Annotated in this window: 26 protein-coding genes, 1 other RNA gene, 1 pseudogene and 1 riboswitch; of the genes and pseudogenes, 14 read left to right on the top strand and 14 right to left on the bottom strand. The window is 63.1% G+C overall.

Features of this window, described 5'->3' with window-relative positions; all coding sequences use genetic code 11:
- Positions 1–19 precede the first annotated feature (19 nt).
- From PSET11_RS17180 to ssrA, 11 genes and pseudogenes are all read left to right on the top strand, one after another.
- Positions 20–118, top strand: a pseudogene (locus PSET11_RS17180) (type II secretion system F family protein); the annotation flags it as partial.
- Positions 119–204: 86 nt separating this feature from the next.
- Positions 205–438, top strand: coding sequence for a hypothetical protein (locus PSET11_RS10920; protein ID WP_124092213.1), 234 nt, complete (start codon positions 205–207; stop codon positions 436–438).
- Between the two features lie 222 nt (positions 439–660).
- A complete protein-coding gene (locus PSET11_RS16910) occupies positions 661–1005 on the top strand; it encodes a TadE family protein (protein WP_282432691.1) in 345 nt (114 codons plus the stop codon).
- On the top strand, positions 986–1480 hold the full coding sequence (locus PSET11_RS10910) for a hypothetical protein (protein ID WP_124092209.1): 495 nt from the start codon (positions 986–988) through the stop codon (positions 1478–1480). The genes PSET11_RS16910 and PSET11_RS10910 overlap by 20 nt, the downstream gene beginning before the upstream one ends.
- The gene (locus tag PSET11_RS10905; protein WP_238989122.1) at positions 1477–1935 is read left to right on the top strand and encodes a pilus assembly protein TadG-related protein; all 459 of its coding nucleotides are present in this window, start codon (positions 1477–1479) and stop codon (positions 1933–1935) included. The genes PSET11_RS10910 and PSET11_RS10905 overlap by 4 nt, the downstream gene beginning before the upstream one ends.
- Positions 1936–1998: 63 nt before the next feature.
- The gene (prfB, locus tag PSET11_RS10900; protein ID WP_124092207.1) at positions 1999–3114 is read left to right on the top strand and encodes a peptide chain release factor 2; all 1116 of its coding nucleotides are present in this window, start codon (positions 1999–2001) and stop codon (positions 3112–3114) included.
- Positions 3115–3290: 176 nt separating this feature from the next.
- Complete coding sequence (ftsE, locus tag PSET11_RS10895; RefSeq protein WP_124092205.1) at positions 3291–4070, top strand: cell division ATP-binding protein FtsE; 780 nt, start codon at positions 3291–3293, stop codon at positions 4068–4070.
- Positions 4067–4981 (top strand): permease-like cell division protein FtsX, encoded by a 915-nt coding sequence (ftsX, locus tag PSET11_RS10890; protein WP_124092203.1) that lies wholly within the window; start codon positions 4067–4069, stop codon positions 4979–4981. The genes ftsE and ftsX overlap by 4 nt, the downstream gene beginning before the upstream one ends.
- Positions 4982–5007: 26 nt before the next feature.
- Complete coding sequence (locus PSET11_RS10885) at positions 5008–6432, top strand: M23 family metallopeptidase (protein WP_124092202.1); 1425 nt, start codon at positions 5008–5010, stop codon at positions 6430–6432.
- A 74-nt stretch (positions 6433–6506) separates the two neighbouring features.
- On the top strand, positions 6507–6980 hold the full coding sequence (gene smpB / locus PSET11_RS10880) for an SsrA-binding protein SmpB (protein ID WP_124092200.1): 474 nt from the start codon (positions 6507–6509) through the stop codon (positions 6978–6980).
- An 89-nt stretch (positions 6981–7069) separates the two neighbouring features.
- Positions 7070–7438, top strand: a transfer-messenger RNA (tmRNA) gene (gene ssrA / locus PSET11_RS10875).
- Positions 7439–7614: 176 nt separating this feature from the next.
- Here the strand turns inward: ssrA and PSET11_RS10870 are convergent.
- The gene (locus PSET11_RS10870) at positions 7615–9225 is read right to left on the bottom strand and encodes a DUF2142 domain-containing protein (protein WP_124092198.1); all 1611 of its coding nucleotides are present in this window, start codon (positions 9223–9225) and stop codon (positions 7615–7617) included.
- Between the two features lie 198 nt (positions 9226–9423).
- Here PSET11_RS10870 and PSET11_RS10865 point away from each other — a divergent pair, with 198 nt between their 5' ends.
- Positions 9424–9801: a GtrA family protein gene (locus tag PSET11_RS10865; RefSeq protein WP_238989121.1), complete on the top strand. Its 378-nt coding sequence runs from the start codon at positions 9424–9426 to the stop codon at positions 9799–9801.
- 9 nt (positions 9802–9810) lie between these two features.
- On the opposite strand, the gene PSET11_RS10860 is transcribed toward PSET11_RS10865, so the two are convergent.
- The 10 genes from PSET11_RS10860 to PSET11_RS10815 form a co-directional block, all read right to left on the bottom strand.
- A complete protein-coding gene (locus tag PSET11_RS10860) occupies positions 9811–10179 on the bottom strand; it encodes a hypothetical protein (protein WP_124092194.1) in 369 nt (122 codons plus the stop codon).
- A 102-nt stretch (positions 10180–10281) separates the two neighbouring features.
- Positions 10282–10683, bottom strand: a complete 402-nt coding sequence (locus PSET11_RS10855; protein WP_124092192.1) for a fluoride efflux transporter FluC — start codon at positions 10681–10683, stop codon at positions 10282–10284.
- Complete coding sequence (locus PSET11_RS10850; RefSeq protein WP_124092190.1) at positions 10680–11087, bottom strand: fluoride efflux transporter FluC; 408 nt, start codon at positions 11085–11087, stop codon at positions 10680–10682. Before PSET11_RS10850 ends, PSET11_RS10855 begins: the two co-directional genes overlap by 4 nt.
- A 2-nt stretch (positions 11088–11089) precedes the next feature.
- Complete coding sequence (locus tag PSET11_RS10845; protein ID WP_124092188.1) at positions 11090–11803, bottom strand: metal-dependent transcriptional regulator; 714 nt, start codon at positions 11801–11803, stop codon at positions 11090–11092.
- On the bottom strand, positions 11800–12597 hold the full coding sequence (locus PSET11_RS10840) for a class I SAM-dependent methyltransferase (RefSeq protein ID WP_124092186.1): 798 nt from the start codon (positions 12595–12597) through the stop codon (positions 11800–11802). The genes PSET11_RS10845 and PSET11_RS10840 overlap by 4 nt, the downstream gene beginning before the upstream one ends.
- Positions 12598–12669: 72 nt before the next feature.
- Positions 12670–14094, bottom strand: coding sequence for an aminotransferase class V-fold PLP-dependent enzyme (locus PSET11_RS10835; RefSeq protein WP_124092184.1), 1425 nt, complete (start codon positions 14092–14094; stop codon positions 12670–12672).
- 33 nt (positions 14095–14127) lie between these two features.
- A riboswitch (SAM riboswitch) is annotated at positions 14128–14241 on the bottom strand.
- 171 nt (positions 14242–14412) lie between these two features.
- The gene (gene hisN / locus PSET11_RS10830) at positions 14413–15225 is read right to left on the bottom strand and encodes a histidinol-phosphatase (protein ID WP_124092182.1); all 813 of its coding nucleotides are present in this window, start codon (positions 15223–15225) and stop codon (positions 14413–14415) included.
- Positions 15226–15273: 48 nt separating this feature from the next.
- A complete protein-coding gene (gene rsgA / locus PSET11_RS10825; RefSeq protein WP_124092180.1) occupies positions 15274–16389 on the bottom strand; it encodes a ribosome small subunit-dependent GTPase A in 1116 nt (371 codons plus the stop codon).
- Positions 16373–17752, bottom strand: coding sequence for a 3-phosphoshikimate 1-carboxyvinyltransferase (aroA, locus tag PSET11_RS10820; RefSeq protein WP_124092178.1), 1380 nt, complete (start codon positions 17750–17752; stop codon positions 16373–16375). The genes rsgA and aroA overlap by 17 nt, the downstream gene beginning before the upstream one ends.
- 7 nt (positions 17753–17759) lie before the next feature.
- Positions 17760–18308 (bottom strand): DoxX family protein, encoded by a 549-nt coding sequence (locus PSET11_RS10815; protein ID WP_124092176.1) that lies wholly within the window; start codon positions 18306–18308, stop codon positions 17760–17762.
- A 187-nt stretch (positions 18309–18495) separates the two neighbouring features.
- On the opposite strand from PSET11_RS10815, the gene PSET11_RS10810 reads away from it, so the two are divergent.
- Complete coding sequence (locus PSET11_RS10810) at positions 18496–19428, top strand: sigma-70 family RNA polymerase sigma factor (protein WP_124092232.1); 933 nt, start codon at positions 18496–18498, stop codon at positions 19426–19428.
- Positions 19425–19685 (top strand): mycothiol system anti-sigma-R factor, encoded by a 261-nt coding sequence (gene rsrA / locus PSET11_RS10805; RefSeq protein ID WP_124092175.1) that lies wholly within the window; start codon positions 19425–19427, stop codon positions 19683–19685. The genes PSET11_RS10810 and rsrA overlap by 4 nt, the downstream gene beginning before the upstream one ends.
- A gap of 84 nt (positions 19686–19769) precedes the next feature.
- Here rsrA and PSET11_RS17175 read toward each other — a convergent pair whose 3' ends face one another.
- From PSET11_RS17175 to PSET11_RS10795, 3 genes are all read right to left on the bottom strand, one after another.
- Positions 19770–19844, bottom strand: a complete 75-nt coding sequence (locus PSET11_RS17175; RefSeq protein WP_369299106.1) for a 50S ribosomal protein bL37 — start codon at positions 19842–19844, stop codon at positions 19770–19772.
- Between the two features lie 127 nt (positions 19845–19971).
- On the bottom strand, positions 19972–20778 hold the full coding sequence (locus tag PSET11_RS10800; protein WP_124092174.1) for a DUF4097 family beta strand repeat-containing protein: 807 nt from the start codon (positions 20776–20778) through the stop codon (positions 19972–19974).
- A 109-nt stretch (positions 20779–20887) separates the two neighbouring features.
- Complete coding sequence (locus PSET11_RS10795; protein ID WP_124092172.1) at positions 20888–21487, bottom strand: GDSL-type esterase/lipase family protein; 600 nt, start codon at positions 21485–21487, stop codon at positions 20888–20890.
- Between the last annotated feature and the right edge of the window lie 79 nt (positions 21488–21566).

Genomic DNA, 21566 nt, shown 5'->3' with positions numbered 1-21566 from the left:
AGGCCAACAGTAAGGGGTAAAGATCACTAGTGGGGTCCCGCTCGTCTTCGGCGTCCTTCCCCTGACAGTCATTTTTGCAGTCTTCCCTGGTCTCGCCGCCATCAATCTTGGGCTCTAGACGATGACGGCCCGCCCAGGAACCTCATACCAGACCACTCGAGATGGCTGCCTTGCCAGCTCCGCCCACCAAGAAGAGGACTACTCATGAAAGACATCGGAATCCGCGCCATGCTGGCGTTCTGCACCACCGTTTCTGCACGGCTCTCGGCCACCATGCCCGCAAGCAACTCCGCTGATGACCCGTCGGAACGCGGCGATGTGCCCGGGTGGGTGATGATCACCTTAATGTCCGCTGTATTGGTAGCTGCGCTTCTTGCGGTCGCCGGGCCGGCCCTTGAATCCATGTTCAACCAAGCGATGGACACGGTGGGCGGATAGGCCATGCGTCAGCCCTCGGGCCGGTTCAGTGGTGCAGCGTACGACGGCGGTCCGGTGCGGAACCGCAACTGCGATCACCCTTCAGACGCTGCTGAAGGCAACGGGCACCTCGGCCAGAATGAGGACGGTGGTCCGGCCCGGAACTGTAACAGCAAGCCCCAGAAGTACGGCGACCCCAGCCAGCACAGCGGTGCCCGAAACAGTGAGTCTGGCGCCGCCGTCGTGGACTTTGTCATGGTTGGCAGCCTCCTCACCGTCTTCTTCGTGGCGATCGTGCAGCTGGCGCTCGTACTCCACGTTCGCAACACCTTGATCGACGCTGCGGCTTCGGGGGCACGCTACGGAACCCTGGCTGACAGGACTGCTGGCGACGCCGAGGAACGGACCCGGGCGTTGATTGGCACGGCCCTGAACCAGGACTTCGCAGCCGAAGTCAGCTCAACGGAGGCCACGTATCAGGGGATGCGCACCCTTGAAATCATCGTCCGGGCACCCACACCGGTTATCGGCTTGATTGGCCCGCAAGGAACACTTGAGGTTCGTGGCCATGCTGCCATCCAGCGCTGATAATGCAGGAAAGCCGCGAAGGAGTCGGCTCGCGGTTGTCCTTTGTCGTGGCGATGAGGCAGACAACCAGCAGGGGAGCGCCATTGTCGAGTTCACGTTTCTGTCTGTCCTGTTGATGGTCCCGCTGGTGTATTTCATCATCACGGCCGGTCAAGTCCAAGGTGCGTCGTTCGCGGTGGTTGGTGCTGCCGACCAGGCCGCCAAGGTTTACGTTGCCCAACCTCGCGCTGTCGATGCCCAAGCCGCTGCGGAGCAGGCAGTCGCCGTGGCGCTCGCCGACTTTGGGCACGGAATCGACCAGGCCACGGTCCAAACCAGCTGCGCTCCGGCGGATTGCAGCAAAGCTGGTTCCAGCGTGACGCTCACCGTCCGGCTTGCAGTGCCCCTGCCCTTCATTCCGTTCAACAACGCCCTGCGGCTTGGTGCAACCGAGGTAGAGGCCTCGGCCACGCAAGTGGTCGGTAGGTACCGATGACGCTCGCAACACCTGAATCCGGGGACAACGAAAACGGGCAGATCATGGTCCTTGCCATTGGCTACGTGGCCATAGCCCTTCTGGTGGCCACGGTGATGTTAGCCGTGACGTCCCTTTACCTAGAGCACAAGCGGCTGCTTTCCTTGGCCGATGGCGCCGCGATCGCCGCCGCCGACAGCTTCACCTTGGGTGAGGTGGCAGCCACATCGGGCCGGCCATCCGCTGTCCTGAACGCCGACAGGGTACGGAATACCGCCCAGGAATTCCTCGCCAACAGCCCCGCATCGCAGCGATTTGATGCGCTCGCCGTCGCCGGTGAAACTGGAACACCAGACGGCGCAACCGCCGTTGTGATTCTGACGGCCGCCGTCCATCCGCCCATCATCAATTTCCTGGTCCCGGACGGATTCAGTATCTCCGTAACCTCCACGGCGCGATCGCAACTTACCCGATGACGGAGACCCGCAATCGTCCAGCATTCCTGTCGGTTTCGCGACATAGCGTAGGCTTAAACCACCATGGCCACTATTGATTTTTCTGCTGAAATCCGCGCGCTCCGCGGCACCTACTCCTCCATCGAGAGAGTCACTGACGTTGAGGCGCTCCGCGAGGACATCGCTGAACTCAGCGAACGGGCGGGGGAGCCGGATCTGTGGGACGACCCCGCAGCAGCACAAAAGATCACGTTGCGGCTCTCGCACCGACAATCCGAGTTGCAACGTCTCACCAGCCTCGAATCACGGATCGATGACCTTGAGGTCCTCGTTGAGCTGGGTCAAGACGAGGACGACGCCGACTCCATGGGCGAAGCGGCCACGGAACTGGAATCCATCCGTAAGGCCCTCAAGGACCTGGAAGTGGTCACGCTCCTCTCCGGCGAATATGACGAACGCGAGGCCGTCGTCTCCATCCGCGCCGGCGCTGGTGGCGTCGATGCCGCAGACTTCGCCGAAATGTTGATGCGGATGTACCTCCGCTGGGCCGAACGCCACGGCTACCCCACCACCGTCATGGACACGTCCTACGCCGAAGAGGCGGGGCTGAAATCGGCCACGTTCGAAGTCAAAGCCCCCTACGCCTTCGGTACCCTCAGCGTCGAAGCCGGCACGCACCGGCTGGTCCGGATCAGCCCCTTCGATAACCAGGGCCGCAGGCAGACCTCCTTCGCCGCCGTCGAGGTCATCCCGCTGATCGAGCAGACGGACACCATCGAGATCCCGGACAACGAGATCCGCGTTGACGTGTTCCGTTCTTCCGGCCCCGGTGGTCAGTCGGTCAACACCACCGACTCCGCGGTCCGCCTGACCCACCTTCCCACCGGCACTGTGGTGTCGATGCAGAATGAGAAGTCCCAGCTGCAAAACCGTGCTGCGGCCATGCGCGTGCTCCAGTCGCGGCTCCTGCTGTTGAAAAAGGAACAGGAAGACGCCGAAAAGAAGGCCTTTGCTGGCGATGTCAAAGCCTCCTGGGGTGACCAGATGCGCTCCTACGTCCTGAACCCTTACCAGATGGTCAAAGATCTCCGAACGGAACATGAGGTCGGCAACACCTCAGCCGTTTTCGACGGGGAGATCGACGACTTCATCGATGCCGGCATCCGCTGGCGCACCGACAACCGCAACGCCGAAAAGTAGAACAAGGCGCCCACTGGGACGATTCCACCGCGCGACACGCCCCGAGCTGGGAGTTCCATCCCAGCTTCACTGCGTATAGTCGAGGGGCCGGGGCCATAATCCCCCACACGAAACCCGTGCACCGGCTGCAGAACTGGGCTGCATAGATCAGCCATGCCTGCAGGGTATTTAGGGTCATGATCCGATTCGAGAATGTCACAAAGGTCTATGACCAAAAAGCCCAGCCTGCGCTGGACTCGGTCACCCTTGAGATTGAACGCGGCGAGTTCGCCTTTTTGGTCGGCGCATCCGGCTCGGGCAAATCCACGTTCCTCCGCCTGGTCCTGAAAGAGGACCGGGCGTCCTCCGGTGCGGTCTACGTGGCCGGTCAGAACGTCGCCACGATCTCCAGTTGGCGGGTTCCCAGGCTCCGCCGCGGCATCGGCGTCGTCTTCCAGGATTTCCGGCTGCTGCCGCAGAAGAACGTCTTCGCCAACGTTGCCTTCGCCATGCAGGTCATCGGCCGTAGCCGCAGCGTCATCCGCGACACCGTCCCCGAGGTTCTCAAAACTGTGGGCCTCGACGGCAAAGGGCACCGGATGCCGCACGAACTTTCCGGCGGTGAGCAGCAGCGCGTCGCCATCGCCCGGGCCGTGGTCAACCGGCCGGGCATCCTGCTCGCCGACGAACCCACCGGTAACCTGGACCCCACAACGTCCATGGGCATCATGGGTGTCCTCGACAAGATCAACCAGAACGGCACCACAGTGGTCATGGCCACGCACGACGACGACATCGTCAACGAGATGCGCAAGCGTGTGGTGGAACTCAAGAACGGTGTGGTTATCAGGGATGAGCGCAAGGCGCTCTACACGTCGATGATTCCCGTCGTCGGCCAGTCTCGACGACTCAAGGATGCCAGTGGTCGGGACGAAGCCCAGCCGGGCACGTCCACTGAGGGCGAGGTGGCCCCGTGAGGCTCGCATTTATCCTCGGCGAAATCGGCAGCGGCCTGCGCCGCAACGTGTCCATGGTGGTCTCGGTCATCCTGGTCACGTTTGTCTCCCTAACCTTCGTTGGCGCCGCAGGCATGCTCCAGATGCAGATCAACCAGATGAAGGGGTACTGGTACGACAAAGTCCAGGTTGCCGTTTTCCTCTGCAGTGACGGCTCGACGGCGGCCAGTTGCGCGGGCGGTCCGGTCACCCCGGAACAGCAGGACAGCCTCAGCGCTCTTCTGAAGTCGCCAGCGGTCAGCCAATACGTCAATGACTTTGCCTTCGAGTCGCGGGAGGAGGCATACTCGCACTTCAAGGAGCAGTTCTCCAATTCGCCGATTGTGGACTCCGTAACGCCCGATCAGCTGCCCGCATCCTTCCGTATCAATATGAAGGACCCGGAAAAGTACCAGATCATCAGCGAGACTTTCGCCTCCCAGCCGGGCGTGGAAACAGTCATTGACCAGCGCCAACTCCTCGAACGGCTGTTCTCCGTCATGAACGGTGCATCGTTGGTAGCCGTGACCATCGCCGGGGTGATGATCGTCTGTGCCATCCTGCTGATCGCCACCACCATCAGGCTATCGGCCTTCAGTCGGCGCCGCGAGACGGGCATCATGCGCCTCGTGGGCGCGTCAAAGATGGTGATCCAATTGCCGTTCATTCTGGAAGGTGTGATTGCCGCAGTCATCGGTGCGGCCCTTGCCTCGGCCACTTTGTGGGCTGTCGCGCACTTCTTCCTGGGCGACTTCATGGCCAAGCAGTACCCGGACACTGCCTTTATTTCTTCAAGCCAGACGCTGATCCTTGCGCCTGCCCTGCTACTGCTGGGCGCCGGCCTGGCTGGAATATCTTCGCTCCTGACCCTCCGTAGATACCTGCGCGTCTGACTATGCGCACCGATCAAGGAATCCCCATGAATCTCTCGGATCACCACCTCCGCCGCCGAACCAAGGACACGGGTGCGGCGCGCCGTCGATCCGGGATTGTTGGTGGCGTCCTTGCCCTCATCATGGCTGCCGGACTCTCCGTGTCCGGCCCGGCTGCGCTGGCTGACGATCTGGAAGACAAGCAGGAGGCCCTCAAAGCTGAAGCTGCCCGCGTCCAGCAGTCCCTTGAGTTCGTCGATTCCCGCATAGCCAAAGCTGCCGGCGACCTGGTGATCTACCAGGGCCAACTGCCCGGCGCACAGCAGGCACTCCTCGAGGCACAAGGTCGCGTAGCCGGTGCAGTCAGGGAAGTCGAAGCGCTGTCAGCCCGGGTGGACATGGCCCAGCAAAACAAAGCCAAGATCACCCAACAGATGGAAACCGACAAACAGAAGATCGCCGACACCAAAAAGCTGATCGGGCAGATCGCAACCCAGGCCTACAAATCCGGCGGAGTTCCGTCCAACCTGTCGCTCTTCTTTGGCTCCAACAGTGGCGGAAGTCTGACGGAGACCATGGACCTGGCCGACCAGGCAATGCGCAGCCAGAACGCTGCCATGGACAAGCTCACCCAACAGAACGCCACCAACGTCAACTCCCAGGCCCGGTTGCAGGCCGTTGAGGAGGAGATCAAGGACCTGAAGGCCAAGGCAGACGCTGCCCTGGAACGGGAAAAAGCTGCGCGGGACGAAGCCGAGTCCAAAAAAGCCCAGGTGGACCAGTTGATCTCCGACACATCTCGGCTTGACGCCGAGCTGCAGGCCGCCAAGCCTGGTATCCAGGCCCAGTTGGCTGGCGTGCAGGCAAGTCAAAACGCTGTTGCCGCCGAGATCGAAGAGCGCGACCGGAAACTTCGCGAGGCTTGGGAAGCTGAGCAACGCCGGCTTGCTGCCGAAGCTGCGGCGGCGGCCGCCGCTGCAGCCGCCGCGGCGAATCAGCCCGCCCCGCCGGTGCAGACGTTTGTCCCCCCGGTTGGATCGCCGTCGGCCTTCGGCTTGCGCCATCCGTTCGCGTCCAGCGTCCCCATCACCTCCGGCTTTGGTTGGCGGGCCACCCCGCCGGGGACCATCGATTTCTACGGCACCGGAGGCTACATGCACACCGGCATCGACTTCGGGGCGCCTTGCGGCACTCCCGTTTACGCGGCTGCCGCAGGTGAGGTCTTCAGCTCCGGCTGGAATTCGGCCGACGGCGGCGGCTGGCGGGTCAAAATCTCGCACGGCTTGCTGCAGGGCAACACCCTGAACACCATCTACTACCACAATGCCAGCATTGTGGTCTCGAACGGCCAGCGCGTCTCGCAGGGCCAACTGATCGCGTACTCCGGTAGCACCGGTAACTCAACCGGCTGCCATGCGCACTTCGAAACGTGGGTCAACGGCCAGGCCGTCAACCCGATGGGACTGCTGTAAGGCTGCCGTACACTGGTATGACCCTGCGGCATGAGGCTCCGGGGTCAACAGCGTAAAGATTGAGGAGCATCCCCGTGCCCAAAGAAAGTGGCCGTAAAGTCGTGGCCACCAACCGCAAGGCCCGGCACGATTACTTGGTGCTGGACACCTATGAGGCTGGTATCGCCTTGATGGGGACAGAAGTGAAGTCCCTGCGCGAGGGCCACGCCTCCATGGTGGACGGTTTCTGCACGTTCTACAACGACGAACTGTGGATGGAATCCATCCACATTCCGGAGTACAACCAGGGCAGTTGGACCAACCATGCAGCCCGACGTCGACGCAAGCTACTCCTGCACCGTGAGGAACTCATCAAGATCTCCCATAAGGTTCGGGAGTCCGGCTTCACGATCGTCCCGTTGCAGCTTTACTTCGTTGACGGCCGGGCCAAGGTGGAGATTGGTGTTGCTCGTGGCAAGCGCGAATACGATAAACGCCAGACCCTCCGCGAGCACCAGGACAACCGCGAAGCTCAGCGCGAAATGCGGGAGCGCAACCGCCGCCGCTAAGCCTGGCCGCGACCAGGAATGCACCTGGCGCAACATGCGTTAGTATAGGTAGTCCAGTGGGCTTGCCCGCTGGTTTGAAAACACAATACGGGGATGATCGGTTTCGACGGTGTTAGTCGCGACAGGTGAAGCGGGCCGAGGATGCAGAATTATCTCGTAAACGCTTTCTGCAAACCAATAAGTGCCGAATCAAAACGCACTGACTTCGCTCTCGCTGCCTAAGCAGTAAGACAGTCCGTCAGCCCGAGGTTGCTATTGCCCCGGATCCTGGCGTCATTTAGATAGCCACTGCTGTTTGCCTCCGTCATCGGGGTAAACGGGACTCTTAGATGACTGGGCCCGGATCAGCCAGCTGTTTGCGGCATGGCTGGGGCCGAGTAAATCCGCAGCAAACTGCGCCCGGAGAAGCCCTGACAACACAACATCGGACGGGGGTTCAATTCCCCCCATCTCCACTTTGTGATGAGTCGAGACATCCTTCACGGATGAGTCGAGTTCATACAAAAACACCCCGGTCTTCGGACCGGGGTGTTTTTTTGCCCTTTTCGGAGGCGTCCTCCAGCCAGCAAGGTGCCGTTCGTCCCTTGTCGAGAATTGCCCCGCCCCGGCATGTCTGCGCCAGAGCCCTGCGAGGCTATGAGGTGGGCGCGACCGGCTCCGCTACCCGATCACTGAGCAGCTGTCCTGCAGGCCTAGCATGCCGCACTTGCTGGCGCTGGGGTTTGCATAGCAGTCGATAGAGGCAGACTCCGGCCACTACCAGGAGTGCAACATAGAGCAGTGTAAGCCCCTGCCACGTGAGAGGCGGCTGCCAGGCTGGTTCGAACATCTCGCTCCAGTTAACGCGGCCATTTGCCGTTCCGATGGTGTACCGCCTCAAGCCCTCGAGGAACAGGTAAACGTGGCCCAATGACCCGAGCACGATGCTCCAGCGAATGATTGACTCCGTGCGAGGAGTCCGCATGATAGGCCGGAACCGAGCAGCGACGCCGCACGCCAGGAGCAGCACTACGAGAATGGCCTGAATATAGCGACCTTGCCAGATCTGGCCGAGCTGTTCGCTTACGGAAGCTTGTAGGGCAATCGGGGCGATCAGGACTACAAGGGTCGGAAGGGCAACAGACCAGCGGCCCCGAACCGGCCGCGACGTCATCCCTGTGAATAGGACGACGGCAAATCCAAATACCCACGTGAAGAGAACGGCGGGGGGCGGTAGCGTGTCCAGCCAACCCAACACTCCGACATAGTGCTGAACGTATATAAATGTATGGTCGAGCATGCTGACTGCCGACACGTCTGCTGGGATCGGCGCGCCGCCCAGGAGGCTGTCGAGGCTCTTCGCGGAGACAAGCCACCACAGGGCAAAAGCACTGGACGCAACGACGAGGCCCAAAGGCAGGAACGTTCCTTTGAATGAAAGAACACGCCAAAGGGCGGGTAGGCCGTAAGCCAGGACTGCGGAGACCACCGCGATGGCCAACCAGAGCAGCGATATGGGGCGGGTGCAGGCCAGCAGTGCGCCGGAGAGTCCAACCAGCCAGATTTGGAGCCGTGCAGTCGACAGGTCCCGGCTCTTTTCCATAACAGCGCACAATCCAATGAATAGGCTGCCTGCGGTGGCGATCTCGAGTGCATTAGGATTGATGCCTGCCGAGAGGAACAGCACATTCGGCGTGACGGCAACAGCTGCGGCAGCAACGGGCAACACATGGCGGCGCAGGGATGAAGCGCTGGAGATCATAGCGGCCAAGAAAAATGCCGACATCCATACACTGAGCAGGCGCATGCCGTAAACAGCTGCGTCGCCGCTGATACCGCGGCTGGCAAGCCCAACCAAGCCATAATACAGCGGGTTATAGTTTCCGGCGCTGGTCTGGGCCGATGTTGCACCGCGGTCATTGGCGTCCAGGGGAGGGGCACAAGCCGCTGTGAGGTCGGTCCTGGACGCGTAACAGGTTTGACCATTGAGCGCCTCGATATACCCGGGCACGGTGACTGTGAGCCGTTCGCCCTGTACGCCGGAGTCTGTGCCGGAGATCTGGCCTCTGGCGACGGCTGCTGCCTTGATCGCGTGCGCTGGTTCGTCAGGAATGGACATAATCGGAGATGCGAGGGCCCAGATACTGCCGAGAAGTCCGAAGATCAACCACGACGCAAAAAGTATTCTGAGCGGTTTTGGCGTCTTGCGATTGTTGGAACGGGAACCGGGCCGCTGCGCGGGAATCTTCGAGGGGGCGATGCTCATGATAATTTATCTTACTAGGAGCCCGGCTATCTACTGTCCGGAATCTCCGCGTCCAATGGAAGGTACCAAGCGCGAATGCGCCCCAATAAAGCATCTGCGGCTGCTGCGGCATCCACTGCGCCGCCGCTACCGTCCGAGGCAACAGGCACAAAGAGGGGCTTGTTTCGGTCCTTGGCCGTCCGGCTCTATGAGCATTCCGTGATCCGATTCCTTCTTGTGGGTGGCCTCTCGTTTGCCCTTGACCTCGGGCTTTTGGTCATCCTGCACGAGGTCGTCGGTGTGGATTTGGCTATTGCCACGCCGATCGCCTTCGTCACCAGCCTCGTTTTCAATTTTCTGCTCCAGAGGCTTTTCACATTCCGTTCCGACAGCCACGGAGCCACGAGTGCCGCCAAGTACCTGGCACTAGTTGTGTTCAATATCCTTGTCACGGAAGTACTGGTGACTGGTTTCCACGCTGTTGGTTGGTCTTACATTGTTGGCAAGGCGACCGCGACCATCATCACCACCGTCTGGAACTACTTCCTCTATAAGAAGTGGATTTTCAAGCGGACAACCACCGACCCCAGCGCATAGCCAGCCGTCTTAGGCCTCCGTAGCCACGTCCACCACACCCACGAACCGGGTTTCAACGCCCTCAAATTTGGACCGGACTGCGCCAGTGGGACGCTCGGGGACTTCATCCTTGGTGTGGTGCTCGCAGGCAACAAAGGTGAAGTCAGGCCACCACTTCTTGGGCCGCGCAGCTTCCTCGTAGCCACAGACGGCGCACACCAAGTGGACCCACACCGGCCGCTTGCCGGTCCGGTTGGCGCGGGACTGCACCAACCACGGGGGAGGGGCGTCTAAGATCGAGCCGAGCTCGGCCTCACTCATCCATTTGGGCAGGCCATGGCGTTGGGCCATTTCCAGGGGTACATCGAGGGCAATTGCCGCGTCACGTCTGCTGATCATCAGGATCAACTTTACGTGAGTGTTCCAAATCGGTTCCCGGCGGGATTCAGGGACGCACCAGCGGCCCTAACAATCAGCCTCAGTTCAGGCCAGTCCGCCCAGCTACCGAACTATGGCCATTCCTACTGCAGCAGCGGCAAGGCCGAGCACCAGGTTCGCGCCGATGTTGGCGGTAGTGGCAGCGTAGCGGCGCTCGGTCAGCAGCTTGATGGTGGCGGTGGTCCAGGAACTGAAGGTGGTTAGCCCGCCAGCCAATCCCGTGGCCAACCCGAGCTGCCAGTCCGAGGAGAGTCCCAGCCGTAAGGTGATGCCCGCCGCGGCGCCAATGATCACTGAGCCCACGACGTTCACCACCAAGGTCGCCCACGGCCAGTGCTGCGCGCCGCGTGTCCGCGCGCCACCCGCCGCGCGCTTGCCGGCCAGGGCAGTGAACCACGCATCAATACCGAAGCGGAGCAGCGCCCCGGCCACTCCAAAGAGTCCTACGAGCAGCGCGGCGGTCACGGCTCACCTCTCAGCGGTATCCGGCCACCAATGCGCCACCCTAGGGCGGCAGCCCCGAGCCCAAGCAGGAGAGACAGCCCAAGGTAGGCCAGCCACACTCCGTGCAGTCCTGCTTTGGCCAACTGGTCGGTGGCAAAGACGACAGCCGAAAAAGTCGTGAAGGACCCCAGTAGTCCAGGGCCCAGCCCAGCCCGGAGCCAGAACGAAACCTGGGGGCGTCGAAGCCAGTAGGTGGTCAGGGCGGCCAATACGAAGCTACCCAGCACGTTGATGCAGAGCGTTGCCCAGGGGATGCCGCCGGGTGCGTCTGGGAACACGAGGCTCAGCCCATACCGCAATTCACTGCCAACCAGGCCACCAACAGCGACTGCCCACCACGCAGAAGTCGGTGGCATTGCGCTCATGGTCAGTCTTTCGTGAGCAGGCAGCCCACGTGTGGGGAATCGCTCTGCACCCACAGCGCTGACGTGACCTCGTCCGCCAGGTCATGGTCACGCATCTGGCCAGCTGTCCGCACCCGGACCATCAAGGCGCCGCCAAAGGGTTTGCGCCCCACCACTTCCACATCGGCATCCAGATCAATTTCCTCGGCAGCTAGGTAGCGCAGCAGCTCAGGATTATCGTCGCTGATCCTGATGATCCGGCCCGTATGACCTTGATCCAGCTCGCCCATGAGGTGCGCGTCAGGCATGAAAACCTCACCCGTGGCCGTGGGAATTGGATCGCCGTGGGGGTCCCGTTCCGGCTCACCCAGCACGGCAGCTATGCGCTCAACGAAAGTCTCAGAGACGGCGTGTTCGAGCAGCTCAGCTTCATCATGGACTTCATCCCAGCTGTAGCCGAGTTGTTGCACCAGGTAGGTTTCGATGAGCCGATGCCGCCGCACCATCGACAATGCCAACCGCCTGCCCGCCGCAGTCAAGGTGATGGCACTGTACGGCTTATGGTCCACCAGGCCCTGGTCCTTCAGCTTGCGGACCATCTCGGAGACTGAAGAGTTCGCAACACCCAGCCGCTGGGCCAATTGCGAGGACGTGATGGGCTTGTCCTGCCATTCGGTGAACGAATAGATGACCTTGACGTAGTCCTCGATCGAGGACGATGGCGGGCTGGTCTTCACAGGTTCAAGCCTACCGGTTGCTGGCCTGCCGCTGGTGAGGCCTTGGTGGCCCGCCACGCCAGCGTCAGGTAGGGCAGTTCCAGGACGTCCGACTCCGAGTGCCCCAGGTGATCATGAAGGTACCAGTCCAAGTTTCCCAGCACCTTGGCCCGGGTCGCCGCGTTGGCACGCAGGTAATAGCTGCGCGACTTGGTCAGCTCCATCAGGCCCGCAGTGCTTACAGCATCACTCCACCGGAAGACGGTGCCCTCCAGGGCGCCGAATTCCGGCCCTACGTCCGGTCGGTGGTCGGGCTTATAGACGTCACCCGCGTGCATGATGCGGGACAGCCGGTGCACCCACGGAATCGACGTATCAAGCTGATTCCACACCAACCCCAGCGTCCCGCCTGGCCTGAGGACCCGGGCCAGTTCCGTGCTGGCGGACGCCGGATCGCACCAGTGCCACGCCTGGGCGACGCTGACGACGTCGAACGCGGCCGCAGCGAGGCCGGTCGCCTCAGCCGTCCCCAACGCCGCCGCGGCACCAGGGTGCTGAACCGCCAACTGCTCCAGCATGTCGGCCGACGGGTCCACGGCGGTGACCACGAGCCCGCGTTCAAGAAGCAAGGCTGTGAATTTCCCGGTGCCGGCGCCGACGTCGAGCGCGTCCTTGGCTGCGTGCGGGATCAACCACTCTGCTGCAGTCGGCGGATACCCGGGCCTGACCTGCTCATAGCGTTCGCCGCCGTCCTGGAAACTTTGCCCCAGTTCTTCGCGCCGTCCCTGCCCCAGCTTCGGGCCACCCCGTGCCACGTGGAATCTCCTTCATTCAGGCCCAGCAAATACCACCTGAATTTACCGTATCCCCGGCCGAATACCTGCGGCTCAGTCGGTGACGCAGGGAGCAGCGCCTGCGGTTCCCGGCGTGTTGGGTGCCCAGTGCGGGTAGGTACGGGTGTCGTTCGCTGGCACCCAGCGGCCAGCGTCCACCACGTAGTCCCAGCCCAGGCCCGTGTTTCGCAACGCACGGAGCCCCGCCAGGAGCCGCTCTGCGTCCTCGAGCCGGGAGCCAACGCCGAAGCTTGCCCGCAGCGAGCCCGACGGCAGGCCAAGACGCTTCAACAGCGGGTGGGCGCAGAATCGGCCGTCCCGTAGGCCCACGCCATGTTGGGCGGCCAGGAACGCCGCCACGAGCCCGGGGTCGTAGCCAGCCACGGAGAAATTCACCACGCCAATGGTGTCGGACTCGGCCACGGTGTCCTTGAAAATCCGGTGGACGCTCACGCCGTCAATGCCCTCAAGCCCCGCCACGAGGAATGACCGGATAGCCTGCTCGTGTGCGTGCCACTGTTCGAGGTCCAGAGCAGCCACCACCTGAGTGGCGCGCGCCAGCGTTGCGGCGCCCAGGACGTTGGGTGAGCCGCCCTCGTGCCGTGCCGGGCCGGTGGCCCAGCTGACGCCGTCGAGCCTTGCCTCTTTCACAGCTCCGCCACCCGCGAGGTGCGGTGTGCCGGCATCCAGCCAGTCGGAGCGCCCCACCAGGACGCCGGCGCCGAAGGGTGCGTAGAGTTTGTGTCCCGAGAACGCAACGTAGTCGATATCTTCGGCGCTGATGTCCACGCGACGGTGCGCGGCCAACTGGGCGGCGTCCACCACGATCCGTGCCCCGTGCTGGTGTGCCAGGGCGGCAAGGGCACCAATGGGGAGGATCTCACCCGTGACGTTGGAGGCGCCGGTGACGGCCAGCAGGGTGACGCCACCTTCCTCCAGCTCAGCCCTTACTGCCTCGAGGGTGCCGGCGATGGTGTCCGCCGCCACCACGCTGCGGTGCGGGACGGCCTGCCACGGGAGCAGGTTGGCGTGGTGTTCAATGTCCAAATAGAGCACGTCGCCGCTGGGCACCCCGTTCACGGTGGGCAGGCAGCCTGCCAGCAAGTTGAGCGAATCAGTAGTGTTGCGCGTAAAAATAACCGAATCGTCGGGCCGTCCACCGACAAATTCGCGGACGATCGTCCTGGCGTTTTCGTAAACAGACGTGCTGATCTGGGAGGCGAATCCCGCGCCGCGATGCACGCTGGCGTAGTAGGGCAGGATCTCGTTCAGGTAGGCGGAGACCACCGACAGCGCCGGGGCCGAAGCACCATAGTCCAGGTTGGCGTACCTTACCTGGCCTCCGGTGATTAGCGGGGCCTGGATCTCGGCGCCGGTCACAGCCGCCAAGGGGCGGGTGGCAATGCTTTGGTCCAGCAGGACGCTTGCCTGGTTGCTGGTGTGCGAAGGGGCAGCGGGAAGCACAGCAATAGATGTCATGGAGACCTCACGTCAGTAGGACTCCCACCAGGGAATCCGCGCTTGCCGCATCCAATCCGGACCGGCCTGGTCGTCACCCGGGGCACCCCACCGCGAATGGAGGGTTGCCGGCCAGCAAACCGGGGTTTAGCGCTGGCACTCGTGACCTGATGAAAAGACTAGGACATTCCGCGGGCTGGTTCGAAGGCCAGAAGGAATGTTAAGCGGAATATGACGGTGTGGCCCCGGCAGTCCCAGGCTTGTTCGCGGCTCAGAACCTTGAGGGTCAGGTTTCGCGAACAAGCTTAGGACAGGTGGCGGCGCCGCTGGCTGAGCGAGTTAGAGAAGGTCGTCAAGCCCCGGATTGAGGCGCTGCAGTACTTCCGAGTGCAGGATCGAGTTGGTGGCGAGTGCATTCCCGCCGAAGGGGCCATCAGCACCCTCCAGCGAGGTGAAGCGGCCGCCGGCTTCCGTCACGATGGGGACCAGCGCAGCCATGTCGTAGAGGTTGAGCTCAGGTTCGCAGGCAATGTCAACGGAACCCTCGGCCACCATGCAGTAGGACCAGAAGTCGCCGTAGGCACGGGTCCGCCAGACGTCCTCGGTGAGGCCGAGGAACTCATCGAGGTTGCCGCGTTCCTTCCAGCCACTCAGGCTCGAGTAGGACAGCGAGGCATCAGACAGTGTGGAAACATTCGAGACCCGCAGACGGGTGGCCGAGGCGAGTGAGCGGCCCATGTAGGCGCCCATGTCCTTCGCGGCCCACCAGCGCTTGCCAAGTGCAGGAGCACTGACCAGGCCCACCACCGGTTCGCCCTCATCAACCAACGCGATCAGGGTGGCCCACACTGGCACACCGCGGACGAAGTTCTTGGTGCCATCAATGGGGTCGATGATCCAGCGGCGGGAGCCATGTCCACTGCTGCCAAATTCCTCCCCGAGCACGGCGTCGCGGGGACGTGAACGGGACAGCTGGCCCCGGATCGATTCCTCCGCGGCCTTGTCTGCATCCGTGACGGGCGTCAGGTCCGGCTTGGTCTCCACGTGCAAGTCAATGGCCTTGAAGCGGCTCATGGTCTGGTCATCGACGGAGTCGGCCAGCACGTGCGCCAGGCGCAGGTCATCGTTGTAGGTTGAAGCAGCTTGGATCATGGTTCCAAACTACCGTCTGGCGCCGGTTCTGCTGGGAGATCGGTCGCGTCAGTTGATGCTGCCGAGTTCCTTGGTCTCCTGTGCCTCGAGCCGCGGATCAGCACCAAGCAGCCGACGCAATGATGCCAGCCGGGCTGCGCCGGTGGGTCCGGCATCGCCGCTGGCCACCCATGCGTCCAGTCCGCACTTCACGGCGGCCGCTGTGTGCTTGCAGCCGCGCTCACACTCGTCAGTCCCGGGGGAGAGGTCCGGGAAGGACCTCAGGATTCTGTCCGGATCAACCAGGGCCAGCCCAAAGGAGCGGATCCCCGGCGTATCGATGATCCAGCTGCCAGCTGGGGCATCGGCAAGCCGGAGGGCAAGCGCCGACGACGAGGTGTGCCTGCCACGGCCCGTCACCGCGTTGACGCCACCGGTGGCCCGCTCGGCGCCTGTCAGGGCGTTGACCATTGTTGATTTGCCCACGCCGGAATGGCCCAGCATGACGGTGACGTTGCCGTTGAGGAACGCGCGAAGAGTGGCGACGGCCTCAAGGTCCAGCCGCGCAGAGAGGCCGTCGTCGGAGCGGGCGTCGATGCCGGAGGCCTTGTTGTCGGCGGTCTTGGAGATGATGACGGGGAAATCTAGGTGCGCGTAGTTGGCGAGTAGCTCCGCAGGATCCTTGACATCAGCCTTGGTGATCAAAAGAATCGGCTCGATGCCGGCGTCGTAGGCCGCGGCGAGGGCCCGGTCGATGAAGCCGGTGCGCGGTTCCGGGTTGGCAGCTGCCACCACAATGACCAGTTGGTCGGCGTTCGCCACCACGGCCCGCTCGATCGGATCAGTATCGTCTGCCGAGCGGCGAAGCAACGTCCGCCGGTCCTGGATTTTAACCAGCCGCGCCAACGTGTCCGGCTCACCGGAAACGTCCCCCACCAGGGACACGAAGTCGCCAGCTACGACCGGGTTGCGCCGCAGCTCGCGGGCGCGGGCAGCAATCACCACGCGCTCGGTATCGGTATCCTCAGCCACTACCGCGGTGTACCGGCCGCGGTCCACGGTGATAATGCGCCCGGTGACGGCGTCATCGTGGCTGGGCCTGTCCTTGGTGCGGGGTCGGGAGCCCTTTTTACTGGGCCGGATCCGGACGTCCGACTCGTCCCACGAATCAGTGCTGCGGGCCAACGGGTGCACCTTCCGAGCCCAAATCGGCGGCGCCGCCCTGGGCCAGCATGTCCGCCCAGAGCCGGGGGAAGTCAGGCATGGTCTTGGCGGTGGTGGCAATGTCCTGCACCTGCACCCCGGATACGGCCAGGCCTAAGATGGCGCCCGCGGTAGCCATCCGGTGGTCGGCATAGGAATGCACGACGCCGGCATGCAGCGTCGCGGGACGGATCACCAGGCCGTCGCTGGTCTCCTCAGCGTAGCCGCCCAGGCGGTTGATCTCGGTGACGAGCGCGGCGAGCCGATCCGTCTCGTGGCCGCGCAGATGCGCGATTCCGGTGAGTCGGGACGGGGTGTCGGCGAGTGCGCACAGCGCAGCCACCGTAGGCGCCAACTCACTGGTGTCGGCGAAGTCACCGCCCTTGATCCGGGACCCGGCCGTTACGGTCAGGACGCCGTCGTCCACCGTGACAGTGGCACCCATTTCCGTGAGGATGTCGCGCCAGAGGTCACCTACCTGCTGGGTGTTGACCGGCCAGCCAGGAATCCGGACAGTACCGCCGGTGGCCAATGCCGCAGCGAGGAAGGGGCCGGCGTTGGAAAGATCCTGCTCAATGGTCTTGTCGAAGGCGCGGATGGGTCCCGGCTGGACGAGCCAATGGTTCGGCACGGAGTCGTCCACCACCACGCCTGCCTCGCGGAGCACGGCAACGGTCATGGCAATGTGGTCGAGGCTGGGCACCGGCTTGCCAACGTGCTCCAGGTGCAGGCCATCGGTAAATCGGGCTCCCACCAGCAACAACGCCGACACGAACTGGGAGGAGGCGCTCGCATCGATGATCAAGTGCCCTCCGGGGACCTGGCCCGTGCCTGCTACCACGAATGGCAGGGCAGACGCGGTACCACCGCTCGGTGAGCTGACTGCAACACCCAGCGCCGACAAGGCTTCAATGATGGTTCCCATGGGCCGCTGCCGGGCGTGGGGGTCGCCGTCGAACGTACTGTTTCCCTGCCGCAGAGCCGCCAGTGGCGGAACAAACCGCATGACGGTGCCCGCCAGGCCGCAATCGATCGCCGCTGCCGCCGCAGGTGCGCTGGGATCCAGCGGCACCACCTCAAGGTCCGGGCCGTAGGCGCCCTCGCCGGGAACCTCGGTGATGGTGGCGCCCAGGTTCCGCAGCGCCTCGATCATCAGGGCGGAGTCCCGCGAGTGCAGTGGAGCCCGGAGGCGCGACGGCCCATCTGCCAGCGCCGCAAGCACCAGGTACCGGTTGGTCAACGACTTGGAACCTGGCACCGTGACGGTGGCGTCAACGGGCCGGGTGGCGAACGGTGCTGGCCAATGCGGTATCAGCGTCTCGGCCTGGTGTGCAGCGGTGGTCATGGTGCGCTTAGGCTCCCGTTGCCTGGTCTACGGCGCGGCGTACTGCCTTGTCAGCCTTGCGGAGTCCCTTGTTGGTGGTGGCCCGAGCGTCCGCTGCGAGGTGCGAGGCGTTCTTCTTGGCATCGGACGCGAGGTGTTCCGCACGCCAGGCCAGGCCGGGCTTGCCTGCGGTGTCGACGGCGGCCAGCAAGGCGCCCCCGCTAAGCGAAACGTTCTTCAGGAGCTGGTTACGGCGGTCCTGACGGCCAACCTTGGTGCTGATGTCCGCGCTGCGCCACTCAACAAAGGTGTTCAGGAGCGAGATGACGGTCAGGAGGCCGGCTGAGAAACGGGAAAACTTGCCGAGGCCAAACAGCACGCCGGCGCCTACCTGCGTGCCACCGATAACGCGGGCCAGGGCGCGCTCGTCTGCCTTGAACGGCAGGGACGCGGCAGCTTTGCGAAGCAGCGGCGAAAGGTGCTCCGCCGTGTCATCGGCATTCTTGAGCTTGTCCACGCCAGCCACAACAAAACTGGAGGCCAGCATGGGCCGGGCGATCGTGCGGATAAAGGACATGGGTTTCCTCCTGGGTGGACCAACCGCGCCGTATGCGGCGGAAGTCCGTTCTAGTCTTGCACTTTTGGGGAATATTTGCCGAAGGCCAAGGGTTGTTGCAAACGGGTCCGGAGACGCCGGGCAGCCCCAGACGGAGCGGAGATGGGCCTTGGCGAAGGTGTTGATTGAACCCGGAAAGTCCGGTCCAGTGGTCCTTGCAGCGCTGTCCGCGGACGCGCCCGAGTACGGCTCGGCCCAGCCCCAGCGGCTGACACTAGACTTGACCGCAATGAACACTGTGGATCCGGCCCTATCGGCCATGTACGAGGCAACGTCCAGCTCGCCCAAAGGCAGCCAAAACCAGGCAGGCACGACGGCGGCTGGCTCAGGCACGACGGCAGCTGACACTGTTGCGCCCAGCCCAGCTAACACCGAAGCGGCTGCTCCGGAACCTGCCGCGGCTGAGGCTGCAGCGGCGAGTCCTGCCGCTCCGGAATCGGCCGATGCCGGCGTCGACGTCGCTACTGAGAGTACCGACCAGCGGCGTGCGCGGTTTGAACGTGACGCCATGCAGTACGTGGATCAGCTGTATTCGGCGGCCATGCGGATGGCCCGGAACCCCGCTGACGCGGAGGACCTGGTCCAGGAGGCGTACACCAAGGCGTTCTCGGCGTTCCACCAGTACCGGCCGGGGACCAACCTCAAGGCCTGGCTGTACCGCATCCTGACCAACACGTACATCAATCTGTACCGCAAGCGTCAGCGCGAACCCCTGCAGTCAAACTCGGACACCATTGAGGACTGGCAGTTGGCCCGGGCCGAATCGCATACCTCCAGCGGGCTCCGCTCGGCGGAGGCCGAAGCCTTGGACCACCTGCCCGATTCCGATGTGAAGCGAGCGCTCCAGGAAATTCCGGAAGAGTTCCGTCTCGCGGTGTACTTCGCCGATGTAGAAGGCTTCGCCTACAAGGAAATTTCAGACATCATGAACACGCCTATCGGCACAGTGATGTCACGGCTCCACCGCGGCCGGAAAATGTTGCGGGACATGCTGGGCGGTTACGCCGCCGAGCGCGGATTCAAAACGGCCGTTCCCGCTGCGGACCCGGCAGAAAGCAACCAACAGGAGAAAACGAAATGAGCGACTGCCAGGGATTGGGCGACTGCGACGACAGCAGGATGCAACGCATCTACGAGTACCTTGATGGTGCCCTGACCAGGGAAGATATTGCCGAGATCAAGACGCACCTCGATGACTGTCCTGAATGCACCGAGCAGTACGATCTCGAGTGCGTCATTCGCAACCTGGTGAAGCGCTCCTGCAAGGAAGCGGCTCCGGAAAACCTCAAGAACGCCATTCTCGACAAGATCCATGCCATTCGCCCGGTAGACGCCTAAGCAGTAAGAACTTAAAAGCGAAGGACCCCGGAAGCCATCTGGCTTCCGGGGTCCTTTACTTGAACCGTAGTCCCTGGCATTTGCCTAGGTGTTGGGGCGCTTCCCGTGGTTCGCGCCGCCACGCTTACGGTCACGACGCTTGCGTGCACGCTTGCTCATAGCTGGCCTCCTTACTGTTGTACTCAAAAGAGCTGCCCTCAAGTCTCGCACATGATCTTGGTGCCCGCGAACCGCGACTGGCACATGACCTGGGCAAGGTCCTGGCGCTGTTACCCAGCACCGTGCATCAGGATTCGTGCAGGATCGCTGTCCGGCCGGAGACCGAGTTGGTGCGGATGAGGGTCAATTGGTCATCTGGGCCAAGAATCGTTTCCACCGTTCCGGTGACCTGGGCGAAGTGTTGATTCTCGATCACCACCGCACCGCTGGCGGCCTTGGCCACGATATCTGCCCCGACGTCCGCGGGCAGGGTGATGGTCACGTTCCCCGATACGGCGTTGGTGCCGATGTCTTGGGGTTGGCCGGTGAGCCCAAAGATCAGGTCTCCGCTGACGGTACTCGCCCTGACATGGGTCATCGGTCCAGAGGCATCTACGACGCCGGACACAGCCTTTGCGGTGAGGACACCAGAATGGTCTGTGGCGGACACCGCGCCGCCGACAGTATTGATGTGCAGCTCACCACGGGTGTGATCGGCAGTGAGGGACCCGTTGACGGTATTGAGCCGGATCACGCCGGTGAGGCCCACAACGGCGCCGTCACCGCTGACGGTCCCTACCTCAAGGTCCACCACGGCGTCCGTGGGGTAGTAGATGTGGATCACCGCGGAGTTGGCCCCTGCGTGGCTCACCGTCTCCATCAGGCTCTTGAGCCAGCCTTGTGGCCCGTGCAGCTGGTGCCTGATGTCCACGTGGTTGCCCACGCGGGAGATGGCCACAGGATCGCCGATCACCTCACTGATGTCGACCAGGATCCCGGGCTCCGCATGCGGGCGGATGTCGAAGCGACCGCTGATCATGCCCAGTTTCACCGCTGTCACGTCATCAAGGCTGACGGCCTGCGGTTCGGTGATGGTCCAGGTCTGATCGGACATGGCTCCTCCAGCGGAGAGTTGGTGTGCGGTCGATTCAACGTATCGGCGCCGGGACGGGGGAGTCAACGGCGCCAGGTAGCTTCGGTGCCCTGGCTACCTGGCGGCCAGCCTATTCGGGCGCGTCCATCTTCAGCCACTGGAACCAGCCACGGTGCAGGACCAGCCAAGCCATCAGGCCGTAGCCGGCCTGGCCAGGGGTGCCGCCGTTGGCTGCCAGGTCCTGGCGCCACTGTTCGTGGTTGAGGAGCGGCGAGAACGTGTCCACGTACAGGTGCTTGCGCCGCGTGGACACGTCAGCGAAGGCAGTGTTCAGTTCATCGAGCCGGCGGTTCTGGAGTGGATCCAGGGTGGGCGGCGGGCCAACAACAAAAACCTCGATGCGGTTTTGCGAGGCCGTGTCCAGGATGTTGGCCAGATTCAGGCGGCTCCTGGCAGTGGAAAGGCCAAACTCGGTGTCCCGGCCGGAGAGGCCGATCACCAGGCGGTTTTCGGTTTCCGGGCTGAAACGTCGGCCCGCTTCCTCGAACCAGCGCGCCGCCAGCGCCTCGGTTCCTTCCTGCGGACAGGGAAGTGGGTAGCTTTCGAGCACGACGCCGTCCTTGGGCGTGCGCGCCAGCACCCGTCCCAGCCAACCCAGCGCCCGGGGGTCGCCGAGTCCTGCCAGTAATTCGTCGCCTACTGCTGCGATGCGCAGCTTCCTGTCTTCCACACGTTCCTCTTCACTTCTGTGCCTGGCCGCTAGCCGCTGTCCGACATGGCAGCCATGATGCGGTGGTTCATGGCAGCGT

Source organism: Arthrobacter ulcerisalmonis (genome assembly GCF_900609065.1).
Taxonomy (GTDB): domain Bacteria; phylum Actinomycetota; class Actinomycetes; order Actinomycetales; family Micrococcaceae; genus Arthrobacter; species Arthrobacter ulcerisalmonis.
The sequence above is the reverse complement of the archived record's forward strand: the minus strand, read 5'-3'. Positions and strand labels throughout refer to the sequence as shown.